We start from the raw sequence: 25,561 nt of genomic DNA on the forward strand, positions 1-25,561 counted from the left end.
CCTCCCTAACCTGCCGAGGTAGATCGTTCTTTTCTTATCCATGACTCCTTGAAAACAGAGGCATGAATTCATTCAATCCGATCGATCAGCGGTGCGTTCCCATCCTCGGCCGAGATGAAGAAGTCTCTCTGGTGGACCTGTTCACCCGGGCGGACGAGTTGCCGGGGCTTGGGGGAGACTCCCCCACGATGACGGCGGCCCTCTACCGGCTGGCCCTCGCCGTGCTCCATCGGGCGCTCGGGCCTGTTAACGGTGATGCCTGGACACAGATCTGGCAGGCCAGGAAGTTCCCCGTCGAGAAGATCGTCGACTATCTGGAGCGGTGGAGGCACAGGTTCGACCTGTTCGGGGATGAGCCGTTCTACCAGTGCCGCGAGCTCGCGACGGCCGAGCCCAAGTCGGCGGCGTTGCTGGTGCCCTACAAATCGTCCGGGAACAACGTCACCCTGTTTGACCATACGACGTCGGACGTCCGTGTGACGCTCACCCCCGCGGAAGCCTTCCGCTGGCTGGTCACCGTGCATGCTTTCGACCTCGGCGGGACCAAGACCCCGGGTGTGTCACCGGACAAGTCGTCGACCGCCGCGCCCTGCGCCCGTGGAGCGGTCTTCCTCGTGAGAGGTGCGACGGTCTTCGAGAGCCTCATGCTCAATCTTCCCGCGTACGAGCCCGGCCGTCGTAGGCCGATGGGTACCTCGACCCGCGACGCTCCCGTGTGGGAGCGTCCGCAGCTTTCGGCCATGCCCCGCAAGGCGGCTGTGCCGAGAGGATGGACCGACCTGCTCACCTGGCAGTCGCGCCGGGTCTGGCTTCGCCGTACGCAGGACGAGGACGGAAGCGTCGCGATCGGCGAGGTCGTCATCTGCCCCGGTGACTCCCTGCACAAGGATTTCCAGCTCAGCAACGTCGATCAGCACATGGCCTTCTACAGCGACAATGTGACGCCGCTCCGGATCGACCGGGAACGGGCGCTATGGCGGAGCGCCAATGCCCTGGCCGCGCGTTCGGGCGCGCTCGCCCCTCGCGGCGGAGTCCCCCCGAGGACGTTCGGGTGGCTGCTGGAGACGCAGAAGGCGGCAGGGCTGAAGCTGCCGCAGCTCATTCCGGTCACCGCCTACGGCCTGGTCAACAAGCAGTCCAAGCTCATCACCTGGGCCGCCGAGGACATCGTGTTGCCCGCGCGTCTGCTTGACCCCGCCGAAACGGAGGCCGCGGCCGTCCTTGAGTCCGCCCTCCGGGCCGCCGAGGAGGTGGGAAGTCTGCTCTTCGAACAGGCACGGCGGCTGCGTGGCGAGTTCAAGACCCGCATCGAGCTGCAGGAAGAGAAGAAAAAAGACTGGCGGCCGGTTCAGCTCGCCAGTTACTGGGCCGCCCTCACTCCCGAGTACGACCGCCTGGCCCACCACCTGGCCGGGGGAGAGTACGAGGAGGCGAAGCGGTCCTGGAGCCGTGCCGTGGAGGTTGCCGCGACCAGCGCACTTAACCGGATGCTGGCCACCGGCACCACCAGCACGCGCAACCTCGCCATCCGCGCCAAGGTGGCGAGCACCGTCACCTTCCGGCTCCGCGAAGCCCTCGCCGGACTCAAAGCCTCCCCTGGAGCGACCGCATGACCAGTGACGATTCTCAGACAGACCAGTGGGAGGAGCGCTTCGCCGGGGCTCTCAAGGCATTGGTGCGGGCGAGAGGAGGCAAGGGTGACCTGGGGGCCCTAGCCGAACTGAGCCGCTACACGAGGGGGCAGATTCCCACGTTCGGAGCCGCTTCCTCCCTCCTGGCCGTGCTGCCGGACTGGGTCAAGGAGAAGCAGATGGCCGATGTCTTCCTCACGGCCGGGCTCTTCGCCGAGCATCGTGAGCACTCCGTCACGCATAGGAGTCTCGGGGCGTCCCTCGGCGCGTACAGGGCCCAGAAGCATGGCGACGTTGACTCCTGTCCTACGGACACCCGCCTCAAGGTCCTGCTCGGATCCCCCCGGGCGGGCCTCGACCACCATCTCCGCCAAGCCATCACGCTGCTCGACGGCATTTCCGTCAACTACGCGCAGCTGCTTCGCGACGTCCTGAACTGGGAGAACACCCGATTCCGGTACGACGGGCTCACTTACGCGGAGAGCCTTCGCCTGAGCTGGCTCCGCGACTACGACCGCATGGCCCGTACGGCATACGCCCGATCCGTCAGCCTCTCCGGCGACGAGGAGACATCATGATCATTGAACTGCACATCCTCCAGTCCTTCGCTCCGTCGAACCTGAACAGGGACGACAGCGGAGCCCCCAAGTCGGCCATTTTCGGCGACGTGCGCCGGGCGCGAATCTCCAGCCAGTGCCTCAAGAGGTCGGCCCGCCTTCTCCTGCCCGACTACGGCGTCACCATCGGCAAGCGGAGCAAGGATTTCGCGGACAAGGCGGCCGAGCTCCTCGCGGATCGGGGGCGTGACCTCGCCGAGGCACGCACCGTCGCCGGTACGGCCCTGGAGGAGCTGGGTCTGCCGACCGACAAGGACAACAACAGCAAGTACTCGCTCTTCCTCCGTTCCAACGCCGTAGAGCTCCTCGCGGACATCTGCGACAGCAACTACGACGCGCTGCTCGCCCTCGTCCCGCAGAAGACGAAGGAGGCCAAGGAGACGAAGACCGGCGCCTCCAAGACCAAGAGCAGGAAGAAGAGTGAGATCGCCGGGCTGCACGACCTGATCGACGCCTCCGAGGCCGTCGACATCGCCCTGTTCGGACGCATGATCGCGAACAACAAGAACTTCAGCGTGGACGCGGCCAGCCAGGTCGCTCACGCCATCTCCACCCACGCGGTCGCCGGTGAGTACGACTACTTCACCGCCGTCGACGACCTCCAGCAAGATGGTGACAGCGGCGCGGACATGATCGGGACCGTCGAGTTCAACGCGGCCTGCTACTACCGCTACGCCAATCTGGACCTGGCGCAGTTCAGCAAGAACCTGCCGGAAGATCCCGACCTGGTGCACAACGCGGCCCGTGCCTGGCTCCAGGCGTTCATCCACGCGATCCCCACCGGCAAGCAGAACTCGATGGCCGCGCACAACCCGCCCTCGCTGATCCTCGCCGTCGTCCGCCGGCACGGTGTCTGGAACCTGGCGAACGCCTTCGCCGACCCGGTCAAGGGCACCTTCCAGAAGGGCATCATTCAGGCCTCCGCCGACGCGTTCCTGAGCCAGTTCGACCGGATCGCCACCGCCTACGGAGACGAGAACATCGTCGCCACCCGGCTTCTCTCCGTCGACGCCAAGGTGGACACCGATCTGACGCAGGTCCGTACGGTGACCGAGCTGGTCGACGACATCACCGGGGCATTGGCATGAGCACCGCGACGCTCCTGCTCGGCATCGACGCGCCGCTCCAGTCGTGGGGAGTGCGGTCCCGTTTCGAGCGCCGTGACACCGGCACCGAACCCAGCAAGTCGGGCATCGTCGGCCTGCTGGCCGCCGCGCTCGGAATACCTCGTGACGGAGACATCAGGCACCTGGCCGCCTTCGGCATGGCCATCCGCTGCGACCGTGAGGGGCAGGTGGAGCGCGACTATCACACCACCCAGAACGTGCCCACCACCGACGGCAGGTCATCCCGGACCATCGTCTCCGAGCGGCACTATCTCGCCGACGCGTGCTTCCTCGTGGCACTGGAGGGTTCAGCGGAGCACATCGAGCAGGCGGTGGAGGGCCTCGGCAAGCCGGTGTTTCCTCTCTTCCTCGGACGGAAGGCGTTCGCCGCCCCGCCGGACCTGTTTCTGGGGCTGACGGACCTGTCCGCCGCGGAGGCGGTCAGGAAGCACGTATGGCTCGAACGGCGAGGGCGGATCGTCCAAAAAGCGCGCCGCGACGCCGATGAGGGCAAGCCGCAGATGCTCCGGATCAGTTGCGACAGCGAGCCGGGCCCGAGCGCCCACCTGCGGTACGACCACCCTGTCTCCTTCGCCTGGGGCGATCGGAAGTTCGCCCCCCGCTACGTCCGTACGGACTTCGTGCCTCTCACCTCCGACCTTCTGCCCAGCCTCAAGGAACAGGCATGCACCTGAGCCGCCTCGCTCCCAACTTGATTTCTCCCGATGTCCTGCGCGACCTTGCCGACCTCCAGCAGGTCCATCGACGCGTGATGGAGGGGTTCGGTGACGCCGAAGGCCCCGGCCGTCTGGCCCATGGCGTCCTCTGGCGCTGGGACGCGGACCCCGGGCGCACCCCGGTGATCTACGTGCAGTCGGCGACCCCGCCCGACTGGTCCCGGCTGCCTGCCGGTTACCTCGCGGAGCAGGCCAGGACGCGGGATCTCAGCGAGATACGGAACATGCTGCACGCGGGTCGTCGGTTTTCGTTTCGGCTGGTCGCCAGCGCGACCCGGAGCATCCCGAGCGAGCGGATCTCCGAATCGGAGAGACCGCGCGGCAAGCGTGTTCCCATCGGGGATCCCGAGGGTCAGCTTCAGTGGTTGAACCAGCAGGGTGAGCGGTACGGCTTCCACATTGAGAAGAGCGGTTCGGGGGCGGCGGACATCCGGGTCAACACTCTTCCCAGGGGTAGTGGGCGTCGGGTCAAGGGGCAGGTGACCGTGACGCCGGTGCGCTTCGAGGGCCGCCTCGCGATCACCGATCCCGATGCCTTCTGGGAGGGCTTCACCACGGGCATAGGCCGGGCGAAAGCCTACGGTTGTGGCCTTCTCACCCTGGCCAGGCCGTGATGGAGCTCTTCGAGCCGAGGATGCTGGCTTCCCGTTTTGGAGGAGGCCGGGTGACGAGCGCCGCGTCGTTGGCAGGAGGCCAGGGTCAGGGCGCATCGGCCATATCCCGGGATGGCCGCCCTGGGGTTAGGCATGATCATGCTCCTATCGGTCACACTGGGGTTATGCATGCCAGGGGATATGGAGCGCTCCGTCCATATGTCGTGCCCGAGACTCTGGAGGAGCTCACCGGGCCGGTCGATGGTGTGATCATGCTGCCCAGGCATCTCGACTGGGGGCCGAAGCGCAGTTACCACCTGGATCAGATCGCCGATGCGCGGCTGCTGTACATGCGGGTGATCCGGGAAAGTGCGACTCCTGCTGATCTGCGGCAGTTCCTCAACGCCGCGATGCTGTGCAGGCTCTGGCCGGAGCTGGTGCTGCCGCCGCCCGTCCGCGCACTGTGGATCGCTCGTTTCCCCGAGCTTCAGCGCCAAGCCGCCTAATGGATGACTACCATCGCCGTCTCGCACGGATCGCTCTGGAAGCAGCGGGCGAGCATGGGTTCGCCCTGGCGGGCGGCTATGCCGTACAGGCTTACGGTGTGCTTCAACGCCCCAGCGAGGACATAGACCTGTTCACCTCCAGCGTCCGGGACGATTTCGCCGACGGGGTCACCAAGGTTCGCAACGCCTACGCCGAGCATGACCTGGCCGTCCATGTCGATGTGGACAGCTCCCAGTTCGTACGGCTCAGCGTCTCCGATGCCGCGACGGGACAGGTCACCAAGGTGGAACTGGCCGCCGATCTCCGTTCGCATCCGCCGGTCACCATGGAGATCGGGCCGGTCGTGCATCTTGACGACGTTGCCGGAGGCAAGGTCGAGGCACTGTTCACCCGGGCCGAGGTCCGTGACTTCATCGATGTGGATGCCCTGCTGACCAGTGGCCGTTTCTCCAGAGAGCGGCTACTCGACCTCGCCGAGTCTCGCGATCTCGGATTCGACAGGGCGGTCTTCGCCCAGATGCTCTCCGCGATTGATCTCTACCCCGACAGTGAGTTCATTGCTTACGGTCTGACTGAACCGCAGGTCCACACGCTCCGATCCCATTTCGCCGACTGGCGCACAGTGCTTGACCGGAGCGGGCCGTAGTTTGCTGACCTGACCTGGGAGAGTTACCCCCGCGTGTGCGGGGTCGACGCTGCGATGGACTGAGCGCAGGCGTACAAGGAGGGACCACCCCCGCGTATGCGGGTCCAATGCTCTCCATCCCCCGCCGTAGCAGGTGAAGAAGGGATCACCCCTGCGTGTGCGGGTCCGACCCCCTGTTTCTAGGTCCGCTCGCGGCCTTTGTTGGATCACCCCCGCGTGTGCGGGTCCGACACGCGTTCACGCCACGTATTGGGATCCGTGTGCGGACCATCCCTGCGTGTGCAGGCCGACACCAACAGGGCATCGTCGCTGAGTGTGCCAGCGGGACCACCCCCGCGCGTGCGGGGCAGAGGTCGATGGCCTGTACCCAGGCGAGACGACGACGGGGCCACTCCCGCGTGTGCGGTTCCGACCCTTCGTGAGCTGTGGTTTTACCGACGTAGGGCTCGTGTTTTGTTAAGCGAATCCGGGAGAGATTGCCGATATTGGTCAGTGTCAACGAAGTAGTACGAAGTTAGGGAAAATCGCGGCGGCTCGCAAGGCTATCGGAGGGGGAGGATCTGAGTCACGTTCCTGTGTGTTTTTGACCTTCCGCTCCATACGTGGCCCGTACCGCTGAACGGCACTCAACTACGCCACCCGCCATGCAGTGGTCCCTCCGCTGCCCATCGCAGGGCGGTCGCCGGGCTTGTAAATGGTCAACTCCTCCGTGTCGTACAGGGCAGTCGCCCTACTATCTGGCTCCCAGGGGATGGTGACGGGGGAGCCGTGAACGAGTGGAGTTTGCCCGCGGGGGTCTACAACCCCGTGGTGACGGTGGACGGGCAGCGGTGGCGGGACTTCGAGCTGGAGGTCCAGGTGCCGGTCGTGGCACCGGCGCCGCGCGATCGGGAACGGGAGCGGGAGCGGATGCGCTGGGGTCCGGCGCGGCTGGACCAGTGCAGGCCGTACGGGGTGGCGGGCGGGCTGGCCAGGCCCGATCCGCAGACCGAGGAGGACATGCTGCGGGCCGTCCCCCTCACCGAGCAGGGCACCCCGCGCCGCTTCCCCGACCCGCGCGGCATGTGGATCAGGCTGGTCAACGGGACAGGCCCGGCGGACGACCCGTTCCGGGCGACCAACGCGATCGACTGCGCCCTGTCGGTGCTGTCCACCTGGTACGGCACCCCCGCGGTGGCCGCGCCGCGCAGGCCCGAGTACGACAGGGGGGGCAAGCCGCTGCTCAGCGGCGAGGCCGGGGGAGTGGCCAGGGCGGAGCGGTGGCTGGGGCAGCGCTTCCAGTACGTGGGGCAGGGCCGCCACTCCTACCTCCCGATCGCGCAGGCGCTGCTGGCCGGGGGGCACGGCTCCTCCGCGGTCATCATCAACCGCTGGCCGGCCGGGGGCAGCCACGCGTGGAACGCGGTGAACTTCGACGGCGAGGTGATCTGGATCGACGCGCAGCGGGGCCACATGGCGGTGGAGCCTCCGTACGAGTCGGTGACCGGCGTGTTCTGCGTCGTGATCGACAGGGAGGGGCGGCGGCTGTGACGCCTTCCCCGGCGCCTTCTCCGATCCCGGTGCCTTTCCCGATCCCGGCGCCTTCCCCGATCCTGGCGCCTTTCCTGATTCCGGCGGCTTCCCCGATTCCGACGGCTTCCCCCGTGGCGGCGGGTTCCCGTGAGATGAGCGAGACGAGGAGAGCAGCGTGAACCCCGACCAGGCGAGGGCGGTGGCGGAGGAGTACTTCAACGGGGTCCGCGGCCCCGGCTCCGCCGTCGAGATCAGGATCTACGCCTTCAACGAGGGCTATGTCGCCTGGTCGAACGAGCCCGAGTCCGACGATCCCAGCGTGCTGCCCGACACCGTCGGCTCCGGGTGCGTGGTCATCGACAGGGCCACCGGCGAGATCGTCATCCGGCCGCTGCTCAACCCCGAGACCGTGGCCGAGCAGTGGCCGGGACGCCGCCCCCGATAGCGAGACGTCCCGGCCGCCACACTCAGCCGCTCGCGAGCGCGCCGACGACCGAGGCGCGGGCCGCGCGCCGGGCGGGCAGGACCGCGGCGACCACCCCGGCCAGGCCGGACAGGGCCACGAACGACAGGATCTGCGGCACCGGCAGCTGGAAGATGACGTTGTCGGTCATCGTCTGCGCGGCGGCCCAGCCGAACGCGACGCCCAGCACCACGCCGACCAGCGCGCCGATGAGGCCCAGGACCAGCGCCTCGACCGAGAGCATCCGCCGCAGCTGGGGCCGGGTCAGCCCGAGCGCCCGCAGCAGCGCGGACTCGCGGGTGCGCTCGTGGACCGACAGGGAGAGCGTGTTGGCGATGCCCAGCAGGGAGATGAGCACCGCCAGGCCGAGCAGCCCCGTGATGATCATCAGCATCATGTCGAGCGCCTCGTCGAACTCCCCCCGCATCGACGTCGAGCTGAGGACCTTCGCCGTCGGGTACGGCTCCGTCGCCGCCTCGACCGCCGCGAGCGCCCGGTCCGGGTTCACGCCGTCCTTGTACTTGATCATCACCCGGTTGTCGCCGACCTCGCCGAAGTAGCGGTCGAAATCCCGCTCCGGCACCGTCAGGCTGGCGAGGCTCGCGTCGATGTCGGAGAGACCCACGACCGTCAGGCCGACCGTGCCCGCCTTCGCCGTCCGTACGGTGATCCGGTCGCCGACCCCCAGCTTGAGCCGCTCGGCGACGCGTTCCGCGACGAGCGCGGTGCCCGGCCCGAGCCGGTCGAGCGAGCCCGCGTCGAGCGGCGGGTCGAAGCCCGGGGCCGGGGTGAAGGTCCCCACGTCGTATCTCGCGGTCCCGGTCGCCAGCCTGGCGGTGGTCTCGCGGAAGGCGATGACCGAGGCCAGCTCGGGACTGGTCCGGAGCTCCTCGGCGATCGCGCGGGGCAGGCCCGAGTCGCGCTCCTGGGTCTGCACCATGTAGTCGAAGGGAAACTGCTCGTCGAGCTGCTGGGTGTACGTCACCCGCACGGTGCCGGTGACGACGGAGATGACCGTCATGAGCGTCACGCCCACGGTGAGCGCCACGGTGGTGGTCGCCGACCGCTTCGGGTTGCGCCGGGAGTTGTCCACGGCCAGCCTGCCGGGCACGCCGAAGATCTTCGCGGGCACCCACCCCGCGAACGCGGACAGCGGCCTGACGATCACCGGCCCGAGGACCAGTACCGCCAGGAAGACGAACGAGCAACCGGCCATCACCACCACGAGGGCGGTCTCACCGGGCTTCATGGACATCCCGGCCACCGTGATGCCCACGCCCGCCACCAGGAACAGCCCCGCGAAGATCATCCGTACCAGGCCGGTCCTGAAGGTCTGCTCCTCGGCCTGCGAGCGCAGCGCCGCGATCGGCGCCACCCGCGTCGCCGCCCGCGCGGGCAGCAGCGCCGCGACGACCGTGACCGTGAGGCCGATGACCAGGCCCAGGACGACGGTGCGCGGCGTCAGGGTGGTGGCGGCGGCCGAGGGCAGCGGCGCGTCGAACGCCGCCAGCACGGCGAGCGCCCCCGCGCCCAGGCCGTAGCCGAGCAGCAGGCCGAACACCGACGACAGCAGGCCGACCACGGCCGACTCCAGCACGATCGACCCGAAGACCTGCCCGCGCGTCGCCCCGATGCACCGCAGCAGCGCCATCTCGCGGGTCCGCTGGGCCACCAGGATGTTGAAGGTGTTGTAGATGACCAGCGCGGCCACGAACATCGCCACCACGCCGAACAGCAGCAGGCCCAGCATCAGGAAGTCGCTGTTGGCGCCGTTGGACCTGGCCAGGTCCGCCGCGTACCGCTCACCGGTCCTGACCTCGTGACCCGCGCCCACGGCGGCGGCGACCGAGCCGCGCAGCGCCTCCTGGGTGACGCCCTCGGCGGCGGCGACGTCGACCTCCCGGTACCCCTTCTGCCCGGTCATCTCCCTCGCCGTGTCCGTGGTGTAGCCGACCGCGCCGAAGTACCCGAGCTCCTGGTCCAGGCCGATGTCGAACAGGCCCACCAGCGTGAACTCGTGCCGGACGTTCTTCGCGTCGAGCACCGCGATGACGTCGCCGACCCTGAAGCCCCTGGTCCTGGCCGTGTCCTCGTCGAGCACGGCCTGCGTCGCGGTCCTCGGCGCCGCACCGCTCACGATCGAGGTACGGTTCAGGTCGCCCTCGGGCAGGGAGATCCCCGCGGTGGGGAAGTCGCCGGCCGCCTTGCCGTCCTTGTCCAGCAGGGCGGACGTGCCCCGCACCAGCCCCTGGGCGTCGGCCACGCCGTCCACGGCGCGCACCTTCTCCAGGGTCGCCTCGGAGACGGCCGGCGTCTCGTCGCCGTTCCCCCCGGGCAGGGGGGTCACGGCGACGTCGATCCGGTCGGCCGCCGCCGCGAACTTCTGGGTGAAACCCGCCTCGATGGTGTCGGTCAGCACGAACGTCCCCGCGATGAAGCCCACCCCCAGCGCGATCGCCAGCGACGTCAGCACCAGCCGCAGCCGGTGCGCCCGCAACCCGGCCAGCGTCGTCCTCAGCACCTCACGCCTCCAGCTTCATCAGCGTGTCCAGCACCGACTGCGGCGTCGGCCCGGTCAGCTCGCTGACCACCAGGCCGTCACGGAGGAAGACCACGCGGTCGGCGTACGAGGCCGCCACCGGGTCGTGGGTGACCATCACGATCGTCTGGTCGAGCTCGCGCACCGACGTCCGCAGGAAGGAGAGCACCTCGGCGCCGCTGCGCGAGTCCAGGTTGCCGGTGGGCTCGTCGGCGAAGATGACCTGCGGCCTGCTGATCAGGGCGCGGGCGACCGCGACGCGCTGCTGCTGGCCGCCCGACAGCTCCGAGGGCCGGTGCCCCAGCCGGTCGCGCAGGCCCACGGTCTCCACGACCAGGTCGAACAGCGCGGGGTCGGCGAGCCGCCCGGAGATCTCCAGCGGGAGCCGGATGTTCTGCTCGGCCGTCAGCGTCGGCAGCAGGTTGAACGCCTGGAAGACGAAGCCGATCCGCTCGCGGCGGAGCATGGTGAGCTGCCTGTCGTTGAGCCCGGTCAGCTCCACGTCCCCGATGCGCACCTGACCGCCGCTCACCGTGTCCAGCCCGGCCAGGCAGTGCATCAGCGTGGACTTCCCCGACCCCGAGGGGCCCATGATCGCGGTGAAGGCGCCCGTCGAGAAGGAGACGTCCACCCCTCGCAGCGCGTGCACGGCGGTGTCCCCCCGGCCGTACACCTTGGTGAGACCTCTGGCCGTCACGGCCGGCGCCGCGCTTCCCCGCGCGTCGTCCCACGCGCCGACCTCTCCGGTGATGGTCACGGCAGCTCTCCTCCAACAACGTATGGCGTTATGACGGACCAAACGTTATTGATGAGGAAAGAGAGATCCATCAGGCATTAAGCCTGACTTGCAGTGTGACGGAGGGGCCCGGAGAAGGACGGGCGCGACCTCCGCCGTAGCACCGCCTCGGCCATTCGGCCGAGGAGGCCCGAGGCGGCCCGGAGAGGACCGGAGGGCGGGAGAGACGACCGAGGTACCCGGGAACCGGGTGCGGGAGGCGACCGGGGCCTGGCCTCCGGCGGGTTCCTCCCGGCTCCCGCTCTCGCCCGGCGCTACTTTCGCGGGTATTTGATCTTGAGACTGCCCATGCCGACCTTGCCGGTGACGCGCAGCACCGGCGCGTCCGGATGGCCCGGGTCGGTGGCCTTGTTGCTGATCGTGCCCATGTTCGTCGTCAGCGAGTCGACCCACACGGTCCACCCGCGCGGCACGATCACCACGATGTTGCCCATCCCGCAGGTCGCCTCCAGCAGCACCTCGCGGTGCGAGCACACCGCCTCGGTGAAGTCGATCTTCACGCTGCCGGAGGTGCAACTCGCCACGATGCGCGCGGGCACCACCCAGTAATCCTTCTGCTGCACCTGCCCGTGCTTCGTCCGCAGCTCCAGCACCCCGCCCCCGCCGCCCGGCACGGCGAACGCCGCCTTGTCCTGCGGCAGGTCGGCGGTGAGGGCCCTCAGGTCGTCGTACGTCCTGGCGGCCTGGGTCCGCTCGATCCGCTCCTCCAGCTCCTCCAGGGTGAGCCGCCCGTCTCCGGCGGCCACGCGCAGCTGCTCGATAACCACGTCCCGGTCGGCATGCGACGCGCGAAGCCGGCCATCAGGGTGCGTCATAAGATCATGCTAGTCGGCCGAATGCGGAGTGACGATCCCTGACTCATAGGCGTACACGACGACCTGCGCCCGATCTCTCAGGCTCAGCTTGGCCAGTATCCGGCCCAGATGTGTCTTGACCGTCGCCTCCGCCAGCTCCAGCCGACCGGCGATCTCCATGTTCGACAACCCCCTGGCCACCAGCACCAGCACCTCCCGCTCCCGCGCGGTCAACCCGGACAGCACCGCGGGCTCGGCCGCCCCCGCCGAGGGAAGATGCACCGCGAAACGCTCCAGCAACCGCCGCGTCGTGCTCGGCGCCACCACCGCGTCCCCGCTGTGCACCGACTGGATCGCGCTCACCAGATCGGCGGGCGGCACGTCCTTCAGCAGGAACCCCGACGCGCCCGCCTTCAACGCCGCGAACGCGTACTCGTCCAGATCGAACGTGGTCAGGATCAGCACCCGGGGCCCACCGGCCACCGACCGGATCAGCCGCGTCGCCTCCACCCCGTCCATGACCGGCATCCGCACGTCCATAAGCACCACGTCGACGGCGACCGTCCGCACCGCCTCCACCGCGGCCGCCCCGTTACCCGCCTCCGCGACGACCTCGATCCCGGGATGGGCACTGAGAACCATCCGGAAACCGGTGCGCAGCAACTCCTGATCGTCGACCAGCATCACCCGGATCACCCGGTCACCCACCGCGCGCTCCGTCAAGCCGCCCGACCCGCCCCTGTGTCGCCGATCGGCAACCGCGCCACCACCTGGAACCCGCCACCCGGAACGGGCCGTGCCTCCACACTCCCGCCGAACAGCGCGACCCGCTCCCGCATGCCGACCAGGCCGTGCCCGCCCTCACGCTCCGGCGTCGCGGCCCCGCGACCGTCGTCGGTCACCCGCAAGAGCAGCTCCCGCACGCCGTACTCCATCTCGACCGTGGCCCTGCTGTCCGGACCGCCATGCTTGAGGGTATTGGTGAGGGCCTCCTGCACGATCCGGTAAACCGTCAGCTGCTCCCCCTCGGGAAGCTCCCGGGCAACGCCGGACACCCGCAGCTCCACCGGCAACCCCGACTCCCGCACCTGCGCCACCAGACCGTCCAGCTGCGACAGGCTCGGCTGCGGAGCGTACTCCTCCTGGACGCCGTCGGCCCGCAACACGCCCACCATCCGCCGCATCTCCGCCAGCGCCCTGCGGCCCGTGGCCGAGACCGCCTGCATCGCCCTGCGCGCCTGCTCGGGATCACTGTCGATCGCGTACCCCGCCCCGTCGGCCTGAACGATGATCACACTCACGTTGTGCGCGACCACGTCGTGCAGCTCACGGGCGATCCGGGCACGCTCCGCCGCCGCCGCCAGCCTGGCCTGCTGATCGCGCTCCCGTTCGGCCCGCTCGGCCCGCTCCTCCAGGCCCTCCAGGTAACGGCGGCGGGTGTTCGCGTAGATCCCCGCCATCCAGATCGCGATCGCGAACGCCGAGGCCGTGGCGAAGGCGCTCGGGTCGAACCCCCGAGACACCCGCCCGAACACCAGGAACAACCCCAGCTCCACCACCAGACCCGCCCCCACCGCCCAGCGCAGCGGGCGCCGCGACGCCACGCCGTACATGGCGACGAGCACGGAGAGGTTGAAGACCAGGGGCTGCACCCCGAGAAGCCACTGGAGGAAGGAAGCCAGCGAGATGACCGCGAAAACCGCCACCGGACGCTCGCGCAGCCAGAACAGCGGCACGAACAGCAGCAGCGTCAGCCCGGCGAACCCCCACGGCCCGAGCCTCTCCGCCCCCCAGGCCACCAGGTCGATCACCCCGACGGTCCAGAGGTTGAGCAGCGAGACCAGCAGGAACGGAGTCAGCCACAGGGCATCCGTGATCCTGGGATGGCGCCCGCTCCAGGCGCGCAGTCTGCCGAACACATCACCACGATACGGATGCGCAGATCAGCGACCTTCCCCCTCAAGGGGGAACCCGGTGTACGACTCAGGTCGCACACCGGGTCGGACATCCGGCACGGCTTACGCGGCCTTTACGGTCTCTGGGGCACCATGGTTTCCGGGAGCGCCCTCTGGGGTGAGTAAAGGGAGATAGTTTGTGGTGATCAATCACAACGACGCCGGGTCGCGCGGCCCCGAAGACGGGCCGCGCGACCTGACGTTTTCCTCCCGCCGCGCCGGATAGCCGCAATACCGGACGGCCGCTGCCCCGCCCGCTCGGATGTTCCGGTGACCTCGCCCGCTCACCCGCACGGATTCCCGGAGGTTTTCCCGTCCAGGGCGGACACCGTGCGGTCCCGGGCGAGACCGGACCCTACGCGGGCGGCTCGCCGGAGCCACCCCGCACGGCGCGGCCAGGCGAACCCGAGTCACCGCTCTCGCCCGTCTCGACGGACGCGGCGGCGCGCTCCTCTTCGAGAACGGACTCGCGCAGCAACTGAATGGCCCTGCGTATGACCGCGGACCTCGACGCGAAGCGTTTCTCGCTCCGGCAGTATTCTATGAAGAATGAATCCTGGGCCGATATTGTTACGCCGGTGTCTATCGACTTCATGTCGACCGGTTGGTTTTGAATTGTTTTGTAGGGCCGCCGGGATTCGAACCCGGACTGGCACGGACCTAAACCGTGTGTCTCCTGCCTTTGGACTACGGCCCCTCTGTTTTTCCCTGCAAAATTCTCTGTCTGTGAATGGCAATTGGGGCAGAGGAATCGCAGGTTTTCTTTTCTGTTGTCCAGCCAGTTGCCATTGATGTGGTCAACGTGCAGCGTCAATGACCGACCTTGCCAGGCGCCCTCGATCCTACATCCCGCGCAGCGGTACGGCATCCCGATCTCGATCAAGATGCGTCTGAGCTGCCCGGGGTTCGGGCGCGGGCTGCCCTCAGGGCGTATGACGAGAACCTGGTCCGGGCGACGGCGTCGTGGCGAGGACTGTCCTCGATGATGCGCCTGGCCGAGGAAGTGCGACGTGTCGATTCCGAAGCGCTTCAGCTGGCGGCTGATGTGGGTGTAATTGCCGCCCGCGATGGTGATGCCGAGGCGGCGGAGGACGTCGGCGATGCTGAGGGAGTGGGCCGCGGCCTCCGCCAGCATTTCGGGGGTGTATTTGTATTTGGTGGGCACGCCCCAAGTCTAGGTAATGGGACTGACAATTCTTGGGGCATGCTCACGTCATATTAAATGGTGAAAAACGGGTTTTAGTCGATGCCGAGTTCGCGGCGGAGGCGGGCCACGTGGCCGGTCGCCTTCACGTTGTAGAGAGCCTTCTCGATCTTTCCGTCGGCGTCGATGACGAAGGTGGAGCGGATGACCCCGACGGTCGTCCTGCCGTACATCGTCTTCTCCCCGTACGCGTCGTAGGCCTTGTGGACCTCGAGGGAGGGGTCGGACAGGAGGGGGAAGGTCAGGGCGTCGTGCTCGGCGAACTTGGCGAGCTTGGCAGGGCTGTCCTTCGAGACGCCGAGCACGACGAATCCGGCCGCGGTCAGCGAGGCGAGGCTGTCGCGGAAGTCGCAGGCCTGCTTGGTGCAGCCCGGGGTCATCGCGGCGGGATAGAAGTAGAGGATGACGCGCCGACCGCGGTGTGTCTCCAGCGACACGGTGGTGCCGTCGGCGGCGGGAAGCGTGAAGTCCGGGGCGGCGTCGCCCGGCTCGAGTTTCATGGTGTTCCTCCGAGGAATGGTTCCCCGGTCAACTTACCGGCCTGTCCGAAGTGCCGTGGGCGGGCAGGACCTGACAGACTGATCAATGTCAAGGAGTAGGGGAGGAGCGCCATGGCGGACACCGATCCCGCGGAGTTGGAGCGGCAGATCGAGCGCACGCGCGCGGAGTTGGCTCAGACGGTGGACGCCATCGCGGACCGGGTGAGCCCCAAGCGGGTCGCGGCACGCGGTGTGGCCAAGGTCAGGGCGAACGCGGAGCATCTCGTCGCCCAGGTCGGTGACATGGTGGGCGTGGCGGGACCGAAGCCGGTCAAGCTCGCCGGCGAGCCCGAGGATCTGTGGGCGGACGACCGGCCGGACCTGGCGCCGATCCTGATCGGGGTGGGGGCGGTGCTGGCGCTCGGCGCGGTGGTCGTGCTGTGGCGGCGCCGGCGTCGCTGACCGGGGGGGTCCGGCGTCGCCGACGACCGGTCGGCGGCCCCGAATTGAGTAGGGGTTTACTCATGTGACCTTTTTCCCGCTCGCGGAACATCGCGAGTAGGTGAAAGGGAGGGGTAAATCCATGAAAAACATCATTCGCGCCGCGATCGCGGTGGTGGCGACCACGGGCCTCATGCTGACGGCGGCTCCGGCCGCCTTCGCCGCGACACCGGCGTCCGCCTCGTCTGCGTCCGCTGTGTCCTCGTCGTCCTCGTCGTCCTCGTCGTCCTCGGCGCGTGACTTCGACGACAGCTTCGAGCAGGAGTCCAGGAACGGCCTGGCCACGCTGGAGGCCGAGTACTCGGTCAGGGGTGACGAGGAGGACGACAACACGTTCAGGCTGCGGGGCGAGCTGTACGACGGTGACAGGCGTACCTTCCGCCAGGGCGGTCGCTGCGCCTACGTCGAGGTCCAGGTCGTCTCGTCCGGCGACGAGGACTGGGACGTCGCCAAGCGCGACAGGCTGTGCAGCTACGACGACACCAAGCGCTTCCGCGTCACGGCGCACGACGTCAGCGATGTGCGGGTCAAGACCTGCCAGGTCAAGTACCGGAGCTGGTCGACCCACAGGTGCAGCAGGTGGGAAGAGCTCGACCTGGGCTTCTGAGATCCCCCGGAGGTTCCTCGCAGGCGCGGTCTCTCCGGGCGCGGAGCACCGGGGGCCGTGGTGCCCGGGGGAGGGGCCGAGGTATGGCAGGAACGAGGAACGGGCATCCGTCGCCGGAGCGGCGGGTGCCCGTTCCTCGTGCCGGGGTCCGCTCCCGTGTTCCGGGCGGTGCCGGGTTCGGAGGGGACGCCGCTCTGCCGGAGTTCCAGCCGATCCCGGAGTTCCAGCCGATCCCGGCCATGGGTCCGGGGGAGGAGACAGGGGCGAGGGGTCAGAGGAAGGTGCGGCCCTCGCCCCGGTAGGTGGGAACCTCGTCCACGACCTCGTCCCCGTCGATCAGGTGCAGGCTCGCGAAGCGCTCGCAGAGCTCACCCGCCTTGGCGTGCCGGAACCAGACCCGGTCGCCGGCGCGCAGGTCCTCGGCGGCCTGCCCGATGAGGGGGGTCTGCACCTCTCCGGCTCCCTCGTCGGCGTCGTAGCGCAGCCCGCACGGCAGGTAGGGCTGGGGCAGGCGGCTGTCGCCGGGGGCGCCGGAGGCGGGGTAGCCGCCGCCGAGGACGGTGACGACGCCGGGGGCGGGGCGGCGGACGACGGGCAGGGCGAACAGGGCGGCGGGCCGGCCGGTGAATCCCCGGTAGAAGTCGAACAGGCGGGGGTGGAAGAAGCCGGATCCGGCGGCGATCTCGGTGACGGCCCTCTCCTTGGCGGTCTTCTCGATGCTGCCGGTGCCGCCGCCGTTGACGAACTCCAGGTCGGCGATCTGGCGGACGGCCTGGACGATCCGGCCCCTGCGCGTGATCAGCTCGCGCCGGGACCGGGCCTGCATCAGGCGGACGGCCCGGGTCAGGACGGGATTGCCCGGGGCGTCGTCGCCGACTCCGGCGATCTGCGCCTCGTACGCCATCAGGCCTGCGAGCCGGAATCCGGGCCGTTTCGCGATCTCGGTGGCCAGGTCGGCGGCCTGGCCGATCTCGCGGATGGGGGAGCGGCGGACCCCCGCCCTGAACCGGCCGCCGAAGGCGAGGTAGCCCGCGTCGACGTCCAGGCAGAGCCGGATCTCGTGGCGGTCGCGGACGCCGGAGACGGCGGACTCGATGAGGTCCAGGTGCTCGGCGTGGTCCACCATGATCGTGATCTCTCGTGCCGCGTCCGGGCCGGCGGCCAGCTCGGCGAGCGCGGCGCGGTCGACGGTGGGGTACGCCACGAGCACGTCCCGCATCCCGGTGGAGACGAGCCAGAGGGCCTCGGGGAGGGTGAAGGCCATGATGCCGGTGAAGCCGTCCATGGCGAGGATGCGTTCGAGCACGGCCCGGGACCTGACGGACTTGCTGGCGACCCTGATCGGCTTGCCCCCGGCCCGGCGGGCCATTCCCTCGGCGTTGGCGCGCAGGGCGGGCAGGTCGAGGACGGCGAAGGGGGGATCCAGATGCGCTGTGGCCCGGTCGTAGCGCTGGCGGTCGTCCATGTTCGCAGGATAACCCGACCCCAACGAATATGAGCGGTATTCATGTTGTTGGAGAGGTGGTCAATGCTCCCGCCAGGAGGGCCTCAAGATCGCGTAAGTGGGCGGTTGATCCCCGGCCCGCTCCTGCCCGGACGCGTACACATGACCGAATGACGACTACTCTCCAGGACATCCTGGCGGGCTCGGGAGGCACCGGCGGCGCGGGGACCACCGCCGGAGGCTCGGGAGGCAAGGCGGCGGCCGAGCAGTTCCAGGACGTCCGGCGCAGGTCGGTGCGGTTGCTGCGGCCGGGCAGGACCCCCGCCGGCGTCCCCGCGGCCCTGACGGTGTCCGCCGTACTGGTGGTCTCGGCCTCGGTGACGGTGGGCCTGCTCATGGAGTCGCCGGTCGCGAGGGTTCCCTACCGGCGGCTCGTCAACGGGGCCGGCGCGTGGAACTGGTCGGATCCCGCCACGTTCGCCGCGTCGACGCTCGCCATGGCGGCGGGCCTGGTGATGCTCGCGCTCGCCGCGCTGCCGGGCCGGACCCGGCTGGTGCCGCTGGAGTCGGGGGACCCGCACATGGTGATCGGCATCACCAGGTCCGGGCTCCGCCGCACGCTGCGGGAGGCCGCCGAGGCGGTGGAAGAGGTGAACGGCGCCCGGGTCCGGCTCACGTCGCGGGTCGTCGAGGTCACCGTGTTCACCGACGCCGAGCGGACCGGGCCCGTGCTGCGCCGGGTGGGTGCGGCGGTGGGCGACCGGCTGTCCGGGCTGGGCGCGATGTGCGCGGGTGACGTCGTCGTACGGTTGCGCAGGAAGAAGGCGTGATGAGGCCCTACCTGGGCAACCGGATCGGTCTGGCCGTCACCGGGACGGTGCTGGTGTGCGCGGGGCTCTACGCCTTCCTGCGGGGACGCGGTGACATCCCCGGCCACTCGCCCGGGGCCAGGCTCGTGCGCAAGGGGTTCCCCGGCTGGCTGGCCGCGCATCCGTGGCTGGGCTGGCTGGTGGCGCTGCTGCTGGTGGCGCTGGCCCTCCTGGCGGTGCGGTGGCTGCTACACGCCCTGGGATGGGGACGGTGGGGCAGGCGGTCCGGGACGGGGACCGCCATGCTCGGGGTTGCCCTTAAAGAAGTCGAAGGGCTCACCCGCGTCCGCGTCAGGTACATACGGCACGAGCGGCTGCGCATCGGGGTGGGCTGCGCGCCCGCGACCGATGTCGGCAAACTCGTGGCCCGGCTGAACAGGGACGCGGTGGGGAAGGTCCGACGGGCGCTCGGGGAGGTAGAACTCGGCGTGATGGTTCGCCTGCACGTCCGCCGCCGCTGATCCTCCGAACACCGGCCGCTCGCCCGTCGCGCCGGCCACCGGCCGCTCGGCCGTTCCTCCGAACACCGGCCGCTCGGCCGTTCCTCCGAACACCGGTCGCTCGCCCGTCATGCCGTACGCCGGCCGTTCGCCGGTGACGCCGTACGCGGCTCGCTCGCCCGTCGCGCCGTACGCCGGCGGCTCCGTCGTGTCACCGTACGCGGTGCCTCCGTACGCGCCGCCCCGGTGCGCCTGCCCGTCGTACGAGCCCGGCCCGTACTCCGATTCCCCGACGGGGCTCGCGTACACCGGCCGTTCGGCCGTCGTGCGGTACGACGGGTCCTCGTCGTCCGGGTCCTCGTACGGCGGATCCCCGTCCGGTTCCCCGGCCGCCGGCCCGGGCGCGTTCTCCTCGTGCCTGTCGTGCCTGGCTCCGAAGGCCAGCCCTGCGGCGAGGCAGACCAGCGGGAGGGCGGGGATGACGTAGCGGTGGTCGAAGGCCGCGATGAAGGGCGGCAGGACCAGCAGCATGGTCCCCGCCGCCCAGGGCAGCAGCACCGCGCCGCCGAGCCGCCGCAGCCGCATCAGCACCCCGACCAGGCCGACCAGCAGGATCACCGCGAGGTACGGGCCCCGCACGAAGCCGTACTCCTGGTAGCCGCGCAGCCAGCCCGCGTACGGCTCGACCATCACCGGCGCCCCCGACGAGCCCTGGTAGGCGACGGTCAGCTGCTCGGCGGTCTTCCCCTGTGAGGCGGCTCCCGAGGAGAAGGGCCGCACGGTCTCGGGGAAGACGTAGGCGCTCTGCGGCCCGGGGGCCGGGTAGACGCGCCGCGTCCAGTCGAAGATGTGGGCCGCGTCGTCCAGGCCCGCCCGCAGGAAGTCGAACGGCTGGGCCATGATCGCCTGGGTGGCGAAGGCGCCCGCGAGCGCGTCGCGCTCCGCCCAGCTGCCCTTGACCTTGTTCAGCGGCGAGTCGCCGTCCCAGATGTAGACCGGCGGCGCCGGGCGCTGCCCGAGCGGCTCGACGGGGCACAGGGCCGCCTCGGGGCCGGCCGGGTGGATCCTGGCGCAGTCGGCGAAGGTCATCGTCCGCGCCCAGAGGAAGGCGTTCCCCCTGGTCAGCCCGAAGCTGCCGTGCTCGGCCCGAAACCAGGCCGCGTACGAGCCCAGGCCGATCGCGGCGGCCAGCGTCGCGGCGACGACGGCCCGCCATCCGGCCCGGCGGATCAGCATGCAGACCAGCGCCACGGCGATCAGCGGCAGCCCGATCGTGCGGGTGACGGTCGCCGCGGCCAGCAGCGCTCCGGCCAGTGCCGCGACCCACACCGCGGGGCGCCGCCGCCACAGCAGCAGCGTGACCGCCAGCACCGCCAGGAACTGGAAGAGCAGGTCCGCCATGACGAGGTGTTCGAGCTGGAGCTGGTAGGCGTCCAGCAGCACCGGCAGCGCGGCGAGCGTCGCGCCCCACCCCGGCAACCCGCCCAGCCTGCGCAGCAGCAGGTAGACGCAGACGGCCACGGCCAGCCCGAGCAGGTGCTGCGCCGCGACCACCGCGGGAACGCTGGACAGCGGCTTGAGGATCCACAGGAACAACGCGTAGCCCGCCGGGCGGGACTCCAGGGGACGGGGGGCGAGCCCCGCGTTCAGGTAGACGAAGGAGTCGGCCCAGAACCACAGGGCGGGCCGGTAGCCGAGCATGGCGAGCAGCCGCAGGCCGCCGCCCGCCAGCAGGGCGGTGATGAAGAGCCAGTGCGACCCGAGGAAGCGGAGCACCCGCAGGGGGCGGGAGGGTTTCTCGGGGCGCTGGGAGCGACGGGAACGGCTTGCCGGGTGCGTTCCCGTTACCACCGCGACCTCCCGAGTCCCGCGCACATGGCCACCCAGCATAGGCGTGGGATCGGGGGGTCCTGCACGTGATGCGAAATTTGGTAGTGATTGCGGTCAGCACTCGATGACGTTGACCGCGAGCCCTCCCCTGCTGGTCTCCTTGTACTTGTCGAGCATGTCGCGGCCGGTGTCGCGCATCGTCTTGATGGCCTTGTCCAGCGAGACGAAGTGGCGGCCGTCGCCGCGCATCGCGATCCTGGCGGCGGCGATGGCCTTGATCGAGGCGACCGCGTTGCGCTCGATGCACGGGATCTGCACCAGGCCGCCGATCGGGTCGCAGGTCAGCCCCAGGTTGTGCTCGATGCCGATCTCGGCGGCGTTCTCGACCTGCTCCGGGGTGCCGCCCATCACCTCGGTGAGCCCGGCGGCGGCCATCGAGCAGGCCGAGCCGACCTCGCCCTGGCAGCCGACCTCGGCGCCGGAGATGGAGGCGTTCTCCTTGAACAGCACGCCGATCGCCCCCGCGGTCAGCAGGAAGCGGATCACGCCCTCGTCGTCGGAGTCCTTGGTGAAGCGGTCGTAGTAGGTGAGCACGGCCGGGATGATGCCCGCGGCGCCGTTGGTGGGCGCGGTGACGATGCGGCCTCCGGCGGCGTTCTCCTCGTTCACCGCGAGGGCGAACAGCGAGACCCAGTCCATCGTCTGCAGCGAGTCCTTCTCCGGCGACTCGCTCCGCAGCTGCCGGTGGAGCTGGTGGGCGCGGCGGCGGACCTTCAGGCCGCCTGGCAGCACGCCCTCCTTGCCGATGCCGCGCCGCACGCACTCGCTCATGACCTGCCACAGGACGAGCAGCTGGGCGCGGATCTCGGCCTCGGTGCGGCCGAACGCCCGCTCGTTCTCCAGCATCAGCCCGGAGATCGACAGCCCGGTCTCCGCGCACTGGGCGAGCAGCTCCGCGGCCGTGGTGAAGGGGTACGGCAGGACGGTGTCGTCGGGTTTGATCCGGTCGGCACCGGTGGCGTTCTCGTCGACGACGAAGCCGCCGCCCACCGAGTAGTAGACCTTCTCGCGGATCGTCTCGCCGGACTCGGACAGCGCGGTGAAGCGCATGCCGTTGGGGTGGCCGGGGAGCGAGATCTTGCGTTCGAAGACGAGGTCCTCGCCGATGACGAAGGGGATCTCGCGGGAGCCGTACAGGGAGAGGGTGCCGGACTCGCGCATGGCGGCGAGCCGCTCGTCGACCGTGTCGACGTCGACCAGCTCGGGCTTCTCGCCGGACAGGCCGAGCAGCACGGCCTTGTCGCTGCCGTGACCCTTGCCGGTCAGGCCCAGCGAGCCGTACAGGACGGCGCTCACCCGGGCGGTCTTCTCCAGGAGCCCGTCCTGGTGGAGGCCGCGGGCGAACTTGTGGGCGGCGGCCATCGGGCCGCCGGTGTGCGAGCTGGACGGGCCGATTCCGATCTTGAAGAGATCGAAGACGCTGATCGTCATCTGAATCCTTCCAGCGTGGACGGCCACGCGCGCCCAAGGACGCGCGTGGCCGTGACGCGAGGGGGGAGAGGCTTAGGACTCACCCGAGGTGAGCGCGGCGTACTCCTCCGGCGACAGCAGGTCGTCGGCGGAGCCCTCGAGGCGTACGCGGAACAGCCAGCCGTCGCCGTAGGAGTCGCTGTTGACCAGCGAGGGGTCGTCCACGACGGCCTGGTTGACCTCGACGACCTCGCCGGAGACCGGCGCGAAGATGTCGCTCACCGACTTGGTCGACTCGACCTCGCCGACCGCGTCACCGGCGGTGATCGTCGAACCGACCTCGGGGAGGATCTGCACGAAGACCACGTCGCCCAGCGCCTCGGCGGCGTAGGCGGTGATGCCGACGGTGAGGGTCAGGCCGTCATCGATGCCGGAGATCCACTCGTGTTCCTTGGTGTAGTGCAGTTCCTCGGGAATGCTGCTCATTTTTTCCTCCTGTAGAAAGGCAGTGCGACGACCTCGACCGGCTCGTGGCTGCCCCTGATGTCCACGGCCAGTCCCGACGACAGGCCGTTGTCCACGTAGGCCATGGCGATGGGCCTGCCCAGTGACTGGGAGGGCGCCCCGCTGGTGACCTCGCCGACGACCGTGCCGTCGCCGGCGACCACCACCGGGTACCCGTGCCGGGGCACCCTGCGGCCGGTCGCGATCAGACCGACCAGGCGGCGGGACGGCGGGACGTCCTTGCGTGATTCGAGGGCGGCCCGGCCGACGAAGTCGCCCGGCTTGTCAAACCTCACCACACGGCCCAGCCCGGCGTCGAACGGGGTCAGCCCGGCCGACAGCTCGTTGCCGTACAGCGGCATCCCGGCCTCCAGCCGGAGGGTGTCGCGGGCGGACAGGCCCGCGGGGACCAGGCCGTGCGGCGTGCCCGCCTCGGTGAGGGCGGCCCAGACCGGCTCCGCGTCCTCGGCCGCGACGAACAGCTCGAAGCCGTCCTCGCCGGTGTACCCGGTACGGGCGATGAGGGCCTCGCGGCCCGCGACGACGGCGGGCAGGCCGGCGTAGTACTTGAGCCCGTCGAGGTCGGCGTCGGTGAGCGCGCCCAGGATCTCCGCGGAGCGCGGGCCCTGGATCGCGACCAGCGCGTACCGCTCGGAGCGGTCGTCCACCGCGGCGTCGAAGCCCTTGGCGCGGCCGGTCAGCTCGGCGGCCACCCGCGGATAGTTGGAGGCGTTGGCGACGACCATGAACTCGGCGGGGGCGAGCCGGTAGACGATCAGGTCGTCCAGCACGCCGCCCTCGGCGTCGACGATCATCGTGTAGCGGGCGCGGCCGGGCTCCAGCGCGGAGAGGTGGCCGACCAGCGCGTGGTCGAGGGCCTCGGCGGCCTGCGGCCCGGTCACGAAGATCTCGCCCATGTGGGAGAGGTCGAACAGGCCGGCCGCCTGGCGGACCGCGTTGTGCTCGGCCGACTCGCTGCCGTAGCGGAGCGGCATCAGCCAGCCCGCGAAGTCGGTCAGCGTCGCGCCGAGGGACTCGTGCACGCCGCGCAGCGGCGTAGGTCGGGACATGTGCGCACCTCAGACAAGGGACAGATGAGAGCATCCTCCCCCTCTGTCGTCGGTGCCTGAGAGTTTCATCCGGGTTTTACCGGACTTTCACCTTCGGCGAGGCCGTGGGACCTGCTTTCCAGAGGGCACCTACCCGCACGGTCCTTTGCCTTGAGAGGTTCGCGGGGAGGGCTTGCTCCTTCAGGGGTCCTGGCCTGGGTGTCAGGACGCTCTCCCGCACGGGATTCATCGGTGTCAGCGGCCAGCCTAACCGCCCGAACCGGCCGAGCGAAATCCCCTCGCCGCCCCGAACAGGCCGAGCGAAATCCCCGCGCCGCCCCGATCCGCGCCGGTCAGGGGGTGGCGTGGCGTACCAGCGCCTCGAACAGGGCCGACTCGTCGTCGGTCTCGGGGTGCCACTGGACGGCGACGGCGAAGGGGTGGTCGTCCACCTCCACGGCCTCGATCGTGCCGTCCTCGGCGTGGGCGGTCACGGTCAGGCCCGCGGCCGGCCGGTCGAGGGCCTGGTGGTGGTAGTGGGCCACGTCCACGGTCTCGGCCCCGAAGATCTTCGAGGTCCGGCTGCCGGGGGCGAGCCACACCGGCATCCTGCCGTAACGGCCGGGAGCCGGGGCGTGCCCCGGGTGGCCGACCACGTCGGGCAGGTGCTGGTGCAGGGTGCCGCCCAGCGAGACGTTCAGGACCTGCATGCCCCGGCAGACGCCCAGGAAGGGCAGGCCCCGCTCCAGCGCCGCCCGGACCAGCCCCAGCTCCGCGTCGTCGCGGAACGGCCGGACGTGGCCGGTCCGCTCGTGCGGCTCCTGCCCGTACCGCTCCGGGCCGACGTCCCCGCCGCCGGCCAGGATCAGCCCGTCCAGCCGCCCTGCCAGGGTCGCGGGGTCGCCCGCCGGGGGCAGGATCACCGGCTGCCCGCCCGCGCGGGCCACGTGGTCGACGTAGTCGTACGGCAGGAGCGCGGTGGTCGTCTCCCAGACGGTGAAGCGTGCGGGTTCGACGTAGCAGGTGATGCCGATGACGGGACGGGACATGATCTCCTGTTTCGCCGCGCTTGCACCGAGGTCCTGGCGCCGTGAGCCCATCGTGCCCATCCCGGTGCCCTCCCGCACGTTACCGGCCGCGGCGGGCCGGAGTGCCGCCGGGGGCCACGGGGAAGCGGGCGGCGCGTCCGGTGGCGCGGCACGTGCCGAGAGTTAAGTGGTTAAGTGAACCGGTCGTCGAGGAGGTGGTGCGGAGCCGCCTCTCCCGGT

Annotated in this window: 24 protein-coding genes, 1 tRNA gene, 1 pseudogene and 2 riboswitches; of the genes and pseudogenes, 12 read left to right on the top strand and 14 right to left on the bottom strand. The window is 69.8% G+C overall.

Annotated features, from left to right (window positions below):
- The first annotated feature begins 62 nt into the window (after window positions 1–62).
- The 9 genes from casA (at window position 63) to AB0F88_RS10470 (ending at window position 7,794) form a co-directional block, all read left to right on the top strand.
- A complete protein-coding gene (gene casA, locus AB0F88_RS10430) occupies window positions 63–1,613 on the top strand; it encodes a type I-E CRISPR-associated protein Cse1/CasA (RefSeq protein ID WP_362680093.1) in 1,551 nt (516 codons plus the stop codon).
- Window positions 1,610–2,209: a type I-E CRISPR-associated protein Cse2/CasB gene (gene casB, locus AB0F88_RS10435; RefSeq protein WP_362680096.1), complete on the top strand. Its 600-nt coding sequence runs from the start codon at window positions 1,610–1,612 to the stop codon at window positions 2,207–2,209. The genes casA and casB overlap by 4 nt, the downstream gene beginning before the upstream one ends.
- Window positions 2,206–3,336, top strand: a complete 1,131-nt coding sequence (cas7e, locus tag AB0F88_RS10440) for a type I-E CRISPR-associated protein Cas7/Cse4/CasC (protein ID WP_362680099.1) — start codon at window positions 2,206–2,208, stop codon at window positions 3,334–3,336. Before casB ends, cas7e begins: the two co-directional genes overlap by 4 nt.
- A complete protein-coding gene (gene cas5e / locus AB0F88_RS10445) occupies window positions 3,333–4,049 on the top strand; it encodes a type I-E CRISPR-associated protein Cas5/CasD (protein WP_362680102.1) in 717 nt (238 codons plus the stop codon). The genes cas7e and cas5e overlap by 4 nt, the downstream gene beginning before the upstream one ends.
- Window positions 4,040–4,705: a type I-E CRISPR-associated protein Cas6/Cse3/CasE gene (cas6e, locus tag AB0F88_RS10450; protein WP_362680105.1), complete on the top strand. Its 666-nt coding sequence runs from the start codon at window positions 4,040–4,042 to the stop codon at window positions 4,703–4,705. The genes cas5e and cas6e overlap by 10 nt, the downstream gene beginning before the upstream one ends.
- A gap of 203 nt (window positions 4,706–4,908) precedes the next feature.
- The gene (locus AB0F88_RS10455) at window positions 4,909–5,190 is read left to right on the top strand and encodes a hypothetical protein (RefSeq protein WP_362680108.1); all 282 of its coding nucleotides are present in this window, start codon (window positions 4,909–4,911) and stop codon (window positions 5,188–5,190) included.
- The gene (locus AB0F88_RS10460) at window positions 5,190–5,837 is read left to right on the top strand and encodes a nucleotidyl transferase AbiEii/AbiGii toxin family protein (RefSeq protein ID WP_362680111.1); all 648 of its coding nucleotides are present in this window, start codon (window positions 5,190–5,192) and stop codon (window positions 5,835–5,837) included. Before AB0F88_RS10455 ends, AB0F88_RS10460 begins: the two co-directional genes overlap by 1 nt.
- Before the next feature lie 768 nt (window positions 5,838–6,605).
- Window positions 6,606–7,367 (top strand): toxin glutamine deamidase domain-containing protein, encoded by a 762-nt coding sequence (locus tag AB0F88_RS10465; protein WP_362680114.1) that lies wholly within the window; start codon window positions 6,606–6,608, stop codon window positions 7,365–7,367.
- A gap of 157 nt (window positions 7,368–7,524) precedes the next feature.
- On the top strand, window positions 7,525–7,794 hold the full coding sequence (locus AB0F88_RS10470) for a hypothetical protein (RefSeq protein WP_344919251.1): 270 nt from the start codon (window positions 7,525–7,527) through the stop codon (window positions 7,792–7,794).
- 22 nt (window positions 7,795–7,816) lie between these two features.
- Here the strand turns inward: AB0F88_RS10470 and AB0F88_RS10475 are convergent, their stop codons facing one another.
- From AB0F88_RS10475 to bcp, 8 genes and pseudogenes are all read right to left on the bottom strand, one after another.
- Window positions 7,817–10,333 carry an FtsX-like permease family protein gene (locus AB0F88_RS10475; protein ID WP_362680117.1) on the bottom strand — a complete coding sequence of 839 codons (2,517 nt, stop codon included), beginning with the start codon at window positions 10,331–10,333 and terminating at the stop codon, window positions 7,817–7,819.
- Between the two features lies 1 nt (window position 10,334).
- Window positions 10,335–11,108 (bottom strand): ABC transporter ATP-binding protein, encoded by a 774-nt coding sequence (locus AB0F88_RS10480; protein ID WP_362680120.1) that lies wholly within the window; start codon window positions 11,106–11,108, stop codon window positions 10,335–10,337.
- A gap of 293 nt (window positions 11,109–11,401) precedes the next feature.
- Window positions 11,402–11,962, bottom strand: a complete 561-nt coding sequence (locus AB0F88_RS10485; RefSeq protein WP_362680124.1) for a DUF1707 domain-containing protein — start codon at window positions 11,960–11,962, stop codon at window positions 11,402–11,404.
- A gap of 9 nt (window positions 11,963–11,971) precedes the next feature.
- A complete protein-coding gene (locus AB0F88_RS10490) occupies window positions 11,972–12,637 on the bottom strand; it encodes a response regulator transcription factor (RefSeq protein WP_362680627.1) in 666 nt (221 codons plus the stop codon).
- 23 nt (window positions 12,638–12,660) lie between these two features.
- Window positions 12,661–13,860 (bottom strand): sensor histidine kinase, encoded by a 1,200-nt coding sequence (locus tag AB0F88_RS10495; protein WP_362680127.1) that lies wholly within the window; start codon window positions 13,858–13,860, stop codon window positions 12,661–12,663.
- A gap of 659 nt (window positions 13,861–14,519) precedes the next feature.
- Window positions 14,520–14,593 (bottom strand) — tRNA-Leu (locus tag AB0F88_RS10500).
- A 30-nt stretch (window positions 14,594–14,623) separates the two neighbouring features.
- A pseudogene (locus tag AB0F88_RS10505) lies at window positions 14,624–15,031 on the bottom strand (HNH endonuclease signature motif containing protein); the annotation flags it as partial.
- A gap of 104 nt (window positions 15,032–15,135) precedes the next feature.
- Window positions 15,136–15,600, bottom strand: coding sequence for a thioredoxin-dependent thiol peroxidase (gene bcp / locus AB0F88_RS10510; protein WP_362680130.1), 465 nt, complete (start codon window positions 15,598–15,600; stop codon window positions 15,136–15,138).
- Window positions 15,601–15,711: 111 nt separating this feature from the next.
- On the opposite strand from bcp, the gene AB0F88_RS10515 reads away from it, so the two are divergent.
- A complete protein-coding gene (locus tag AB0F88_RS10515; RefSeq protein ID WP_362680133.1) occupies window positions 15,712–16,041 on the top strand; it encodes a DUF3618 domain-containing protein in 330 nt (109 codons plus the stop codon).
- 121 nt (window positions 16,042–16,162) lie between these two features.
- Window positions 16,163–16,687 carry a hypothetical protein gene (locus tag AB0F88_RS10520; RefSeq protein WP_362680136.1) on the top strand — a complete coding sequence of 175 codons (525 nt, stop codon included), beginning with the start codon at window positions 16,163–16,165 and terminating at the stop codon, window positions 16,685–16,687.
- A gap of 271 nt (window positions 16,688–16,958) precedes the next feature.
- Here the strand turns inward: AB0F88_RS10520 and AB0F88_RS10525 are convergent, their stop codons facing one another.
- Window positions 16,959–18,152 (bottom strand): amino acid deaminase/aldolase, encoded by a 1,194-nt coding sequence (locus AB0F88_RS10525; protein ID WP_362680139.1) that lies wholly within the window; start codon window positions 18,150–18,152, stop codon window positions 16,959–16,961.
- A 149-nt stretch (window positions 18,153–18,301) separates the two neighbouring features.
- Here AB0F88_RS10525 and AB0F88_RS10530 point away from each other — a divergent pair, with 149 nt between their 5' ends.
- On the top strand, window positions 18,302–18,961 hold the full coding sequence (locus AB0F88_RS10530; protein WP_362680142.1) for a DUF6286 domain-containing protein: 660 nt from the start codon (window positions 18,302–18,304) through the stop codon (window positions 18,959–18,961).
- Window positions 18,962–19,188: 227 nt separating this feature from the next.
- Here AB0F88_RS10530 and AB0F88_RS10535 read toward each other — a convergent pair whose 3' ends face one another.
- The 5 genes from AB0F88_RS10535 to AB0F88_RS10555 all read right to left on the bottom strand — a co-directional run bounded on the left by AB0F88_RS10535 (window position 19,189) and on the right by AB0F88_RS10555 (window position 25,342).
- Window positions 19,189–21,291 carry a hypothetical protein gene (locus tag AB0F88_RS10535; protein WP_362680145.1) on the bottom strand — a complete coding sequence of 701 codons (2,103 nt, stop codon included), beginning with the start codon at window positions 21,289–21,291 and terminating at the stop codon, window positions 19,189–19,191.
- Between the two features lie 93 nt (window positions 21,292–21,384).
- Window positions 21,385–22,761 carry an L-serine ammonia-lyase gene (locus AB0F88_RS10540; RefSeq protein WP_362680148.1) on the bottom strand — a complete coding sequence of 459 codons (1,377 nt, stop codon included), beginning with the start codon at window positions 22,759–22,761 and terminating at the stop codon, window positions 21,385–21,387.
- A 72-nt stretch (window positions 22,762–22,833) separates the two neighbouring features.
- A complete protein-coding gene (gene gcvH, locus AB0F88_RS10545) occupies window positions 22,834–23,226 on the bottom strand; it encodes a glycine cleavage system protein GcvH (RefSeq protein WP_362680151.1) in 393 nt (130 codons plus the stop codon).
- Window positions 23,223–24,314: a glycine cleavage system aminomethyltransferase GcvT gene (gcvT, locus tag AB0F88_RS10550; protein ID WP_362680154.1), complete on the bottom strand. Its 1,092-nt coding sequence runs from the start codon at window positions 24,312–24,314 to the stop codon at window positions 23,223–23,225. Before gcvT ends, gcvH begins: the two co-directional genes overlap by 4 nt.
- 33 nt (window positions 24,315–24,347) lie before the next feature.
- Window positions 24,348–24,442, bottom strand: a riboswitch (glycine riboswitch).
- A riboswitch (glycine riboswitch) is annotated at window positions 24,443–24,541 on the bottom strand.
- A 105-nt stretch (window positions 24,542–24,646) separates the two neighbouring features.
- Window positions 24,647–25,342 carry a gamma-glutamyl-gamma-aminobutyrate hydrolase family protein gene (locus tag AB0F88_RS10555; RefSeq protein WP_362680157.1) on the bottom strand — a complete coding sequence of 232 codons (696 nt, stop codon included), beginning with the start codon at window positions 25,340–25,342 and terminating at the stop codon, window positions 24,647–24,649.
- Window positions 25,343–25,561: the final 219 nt, after the last annotated feature.

This window comes from Streptosporangium sp. NPDC023963 (assembly GCF_040639135.1).
Taxonomy (GTDB): domain Bacteria; phylum Actinomycetota; class Actinomycetes; order Streptosporangiales; family Streptosporangiaceae; genus Streptosporangium.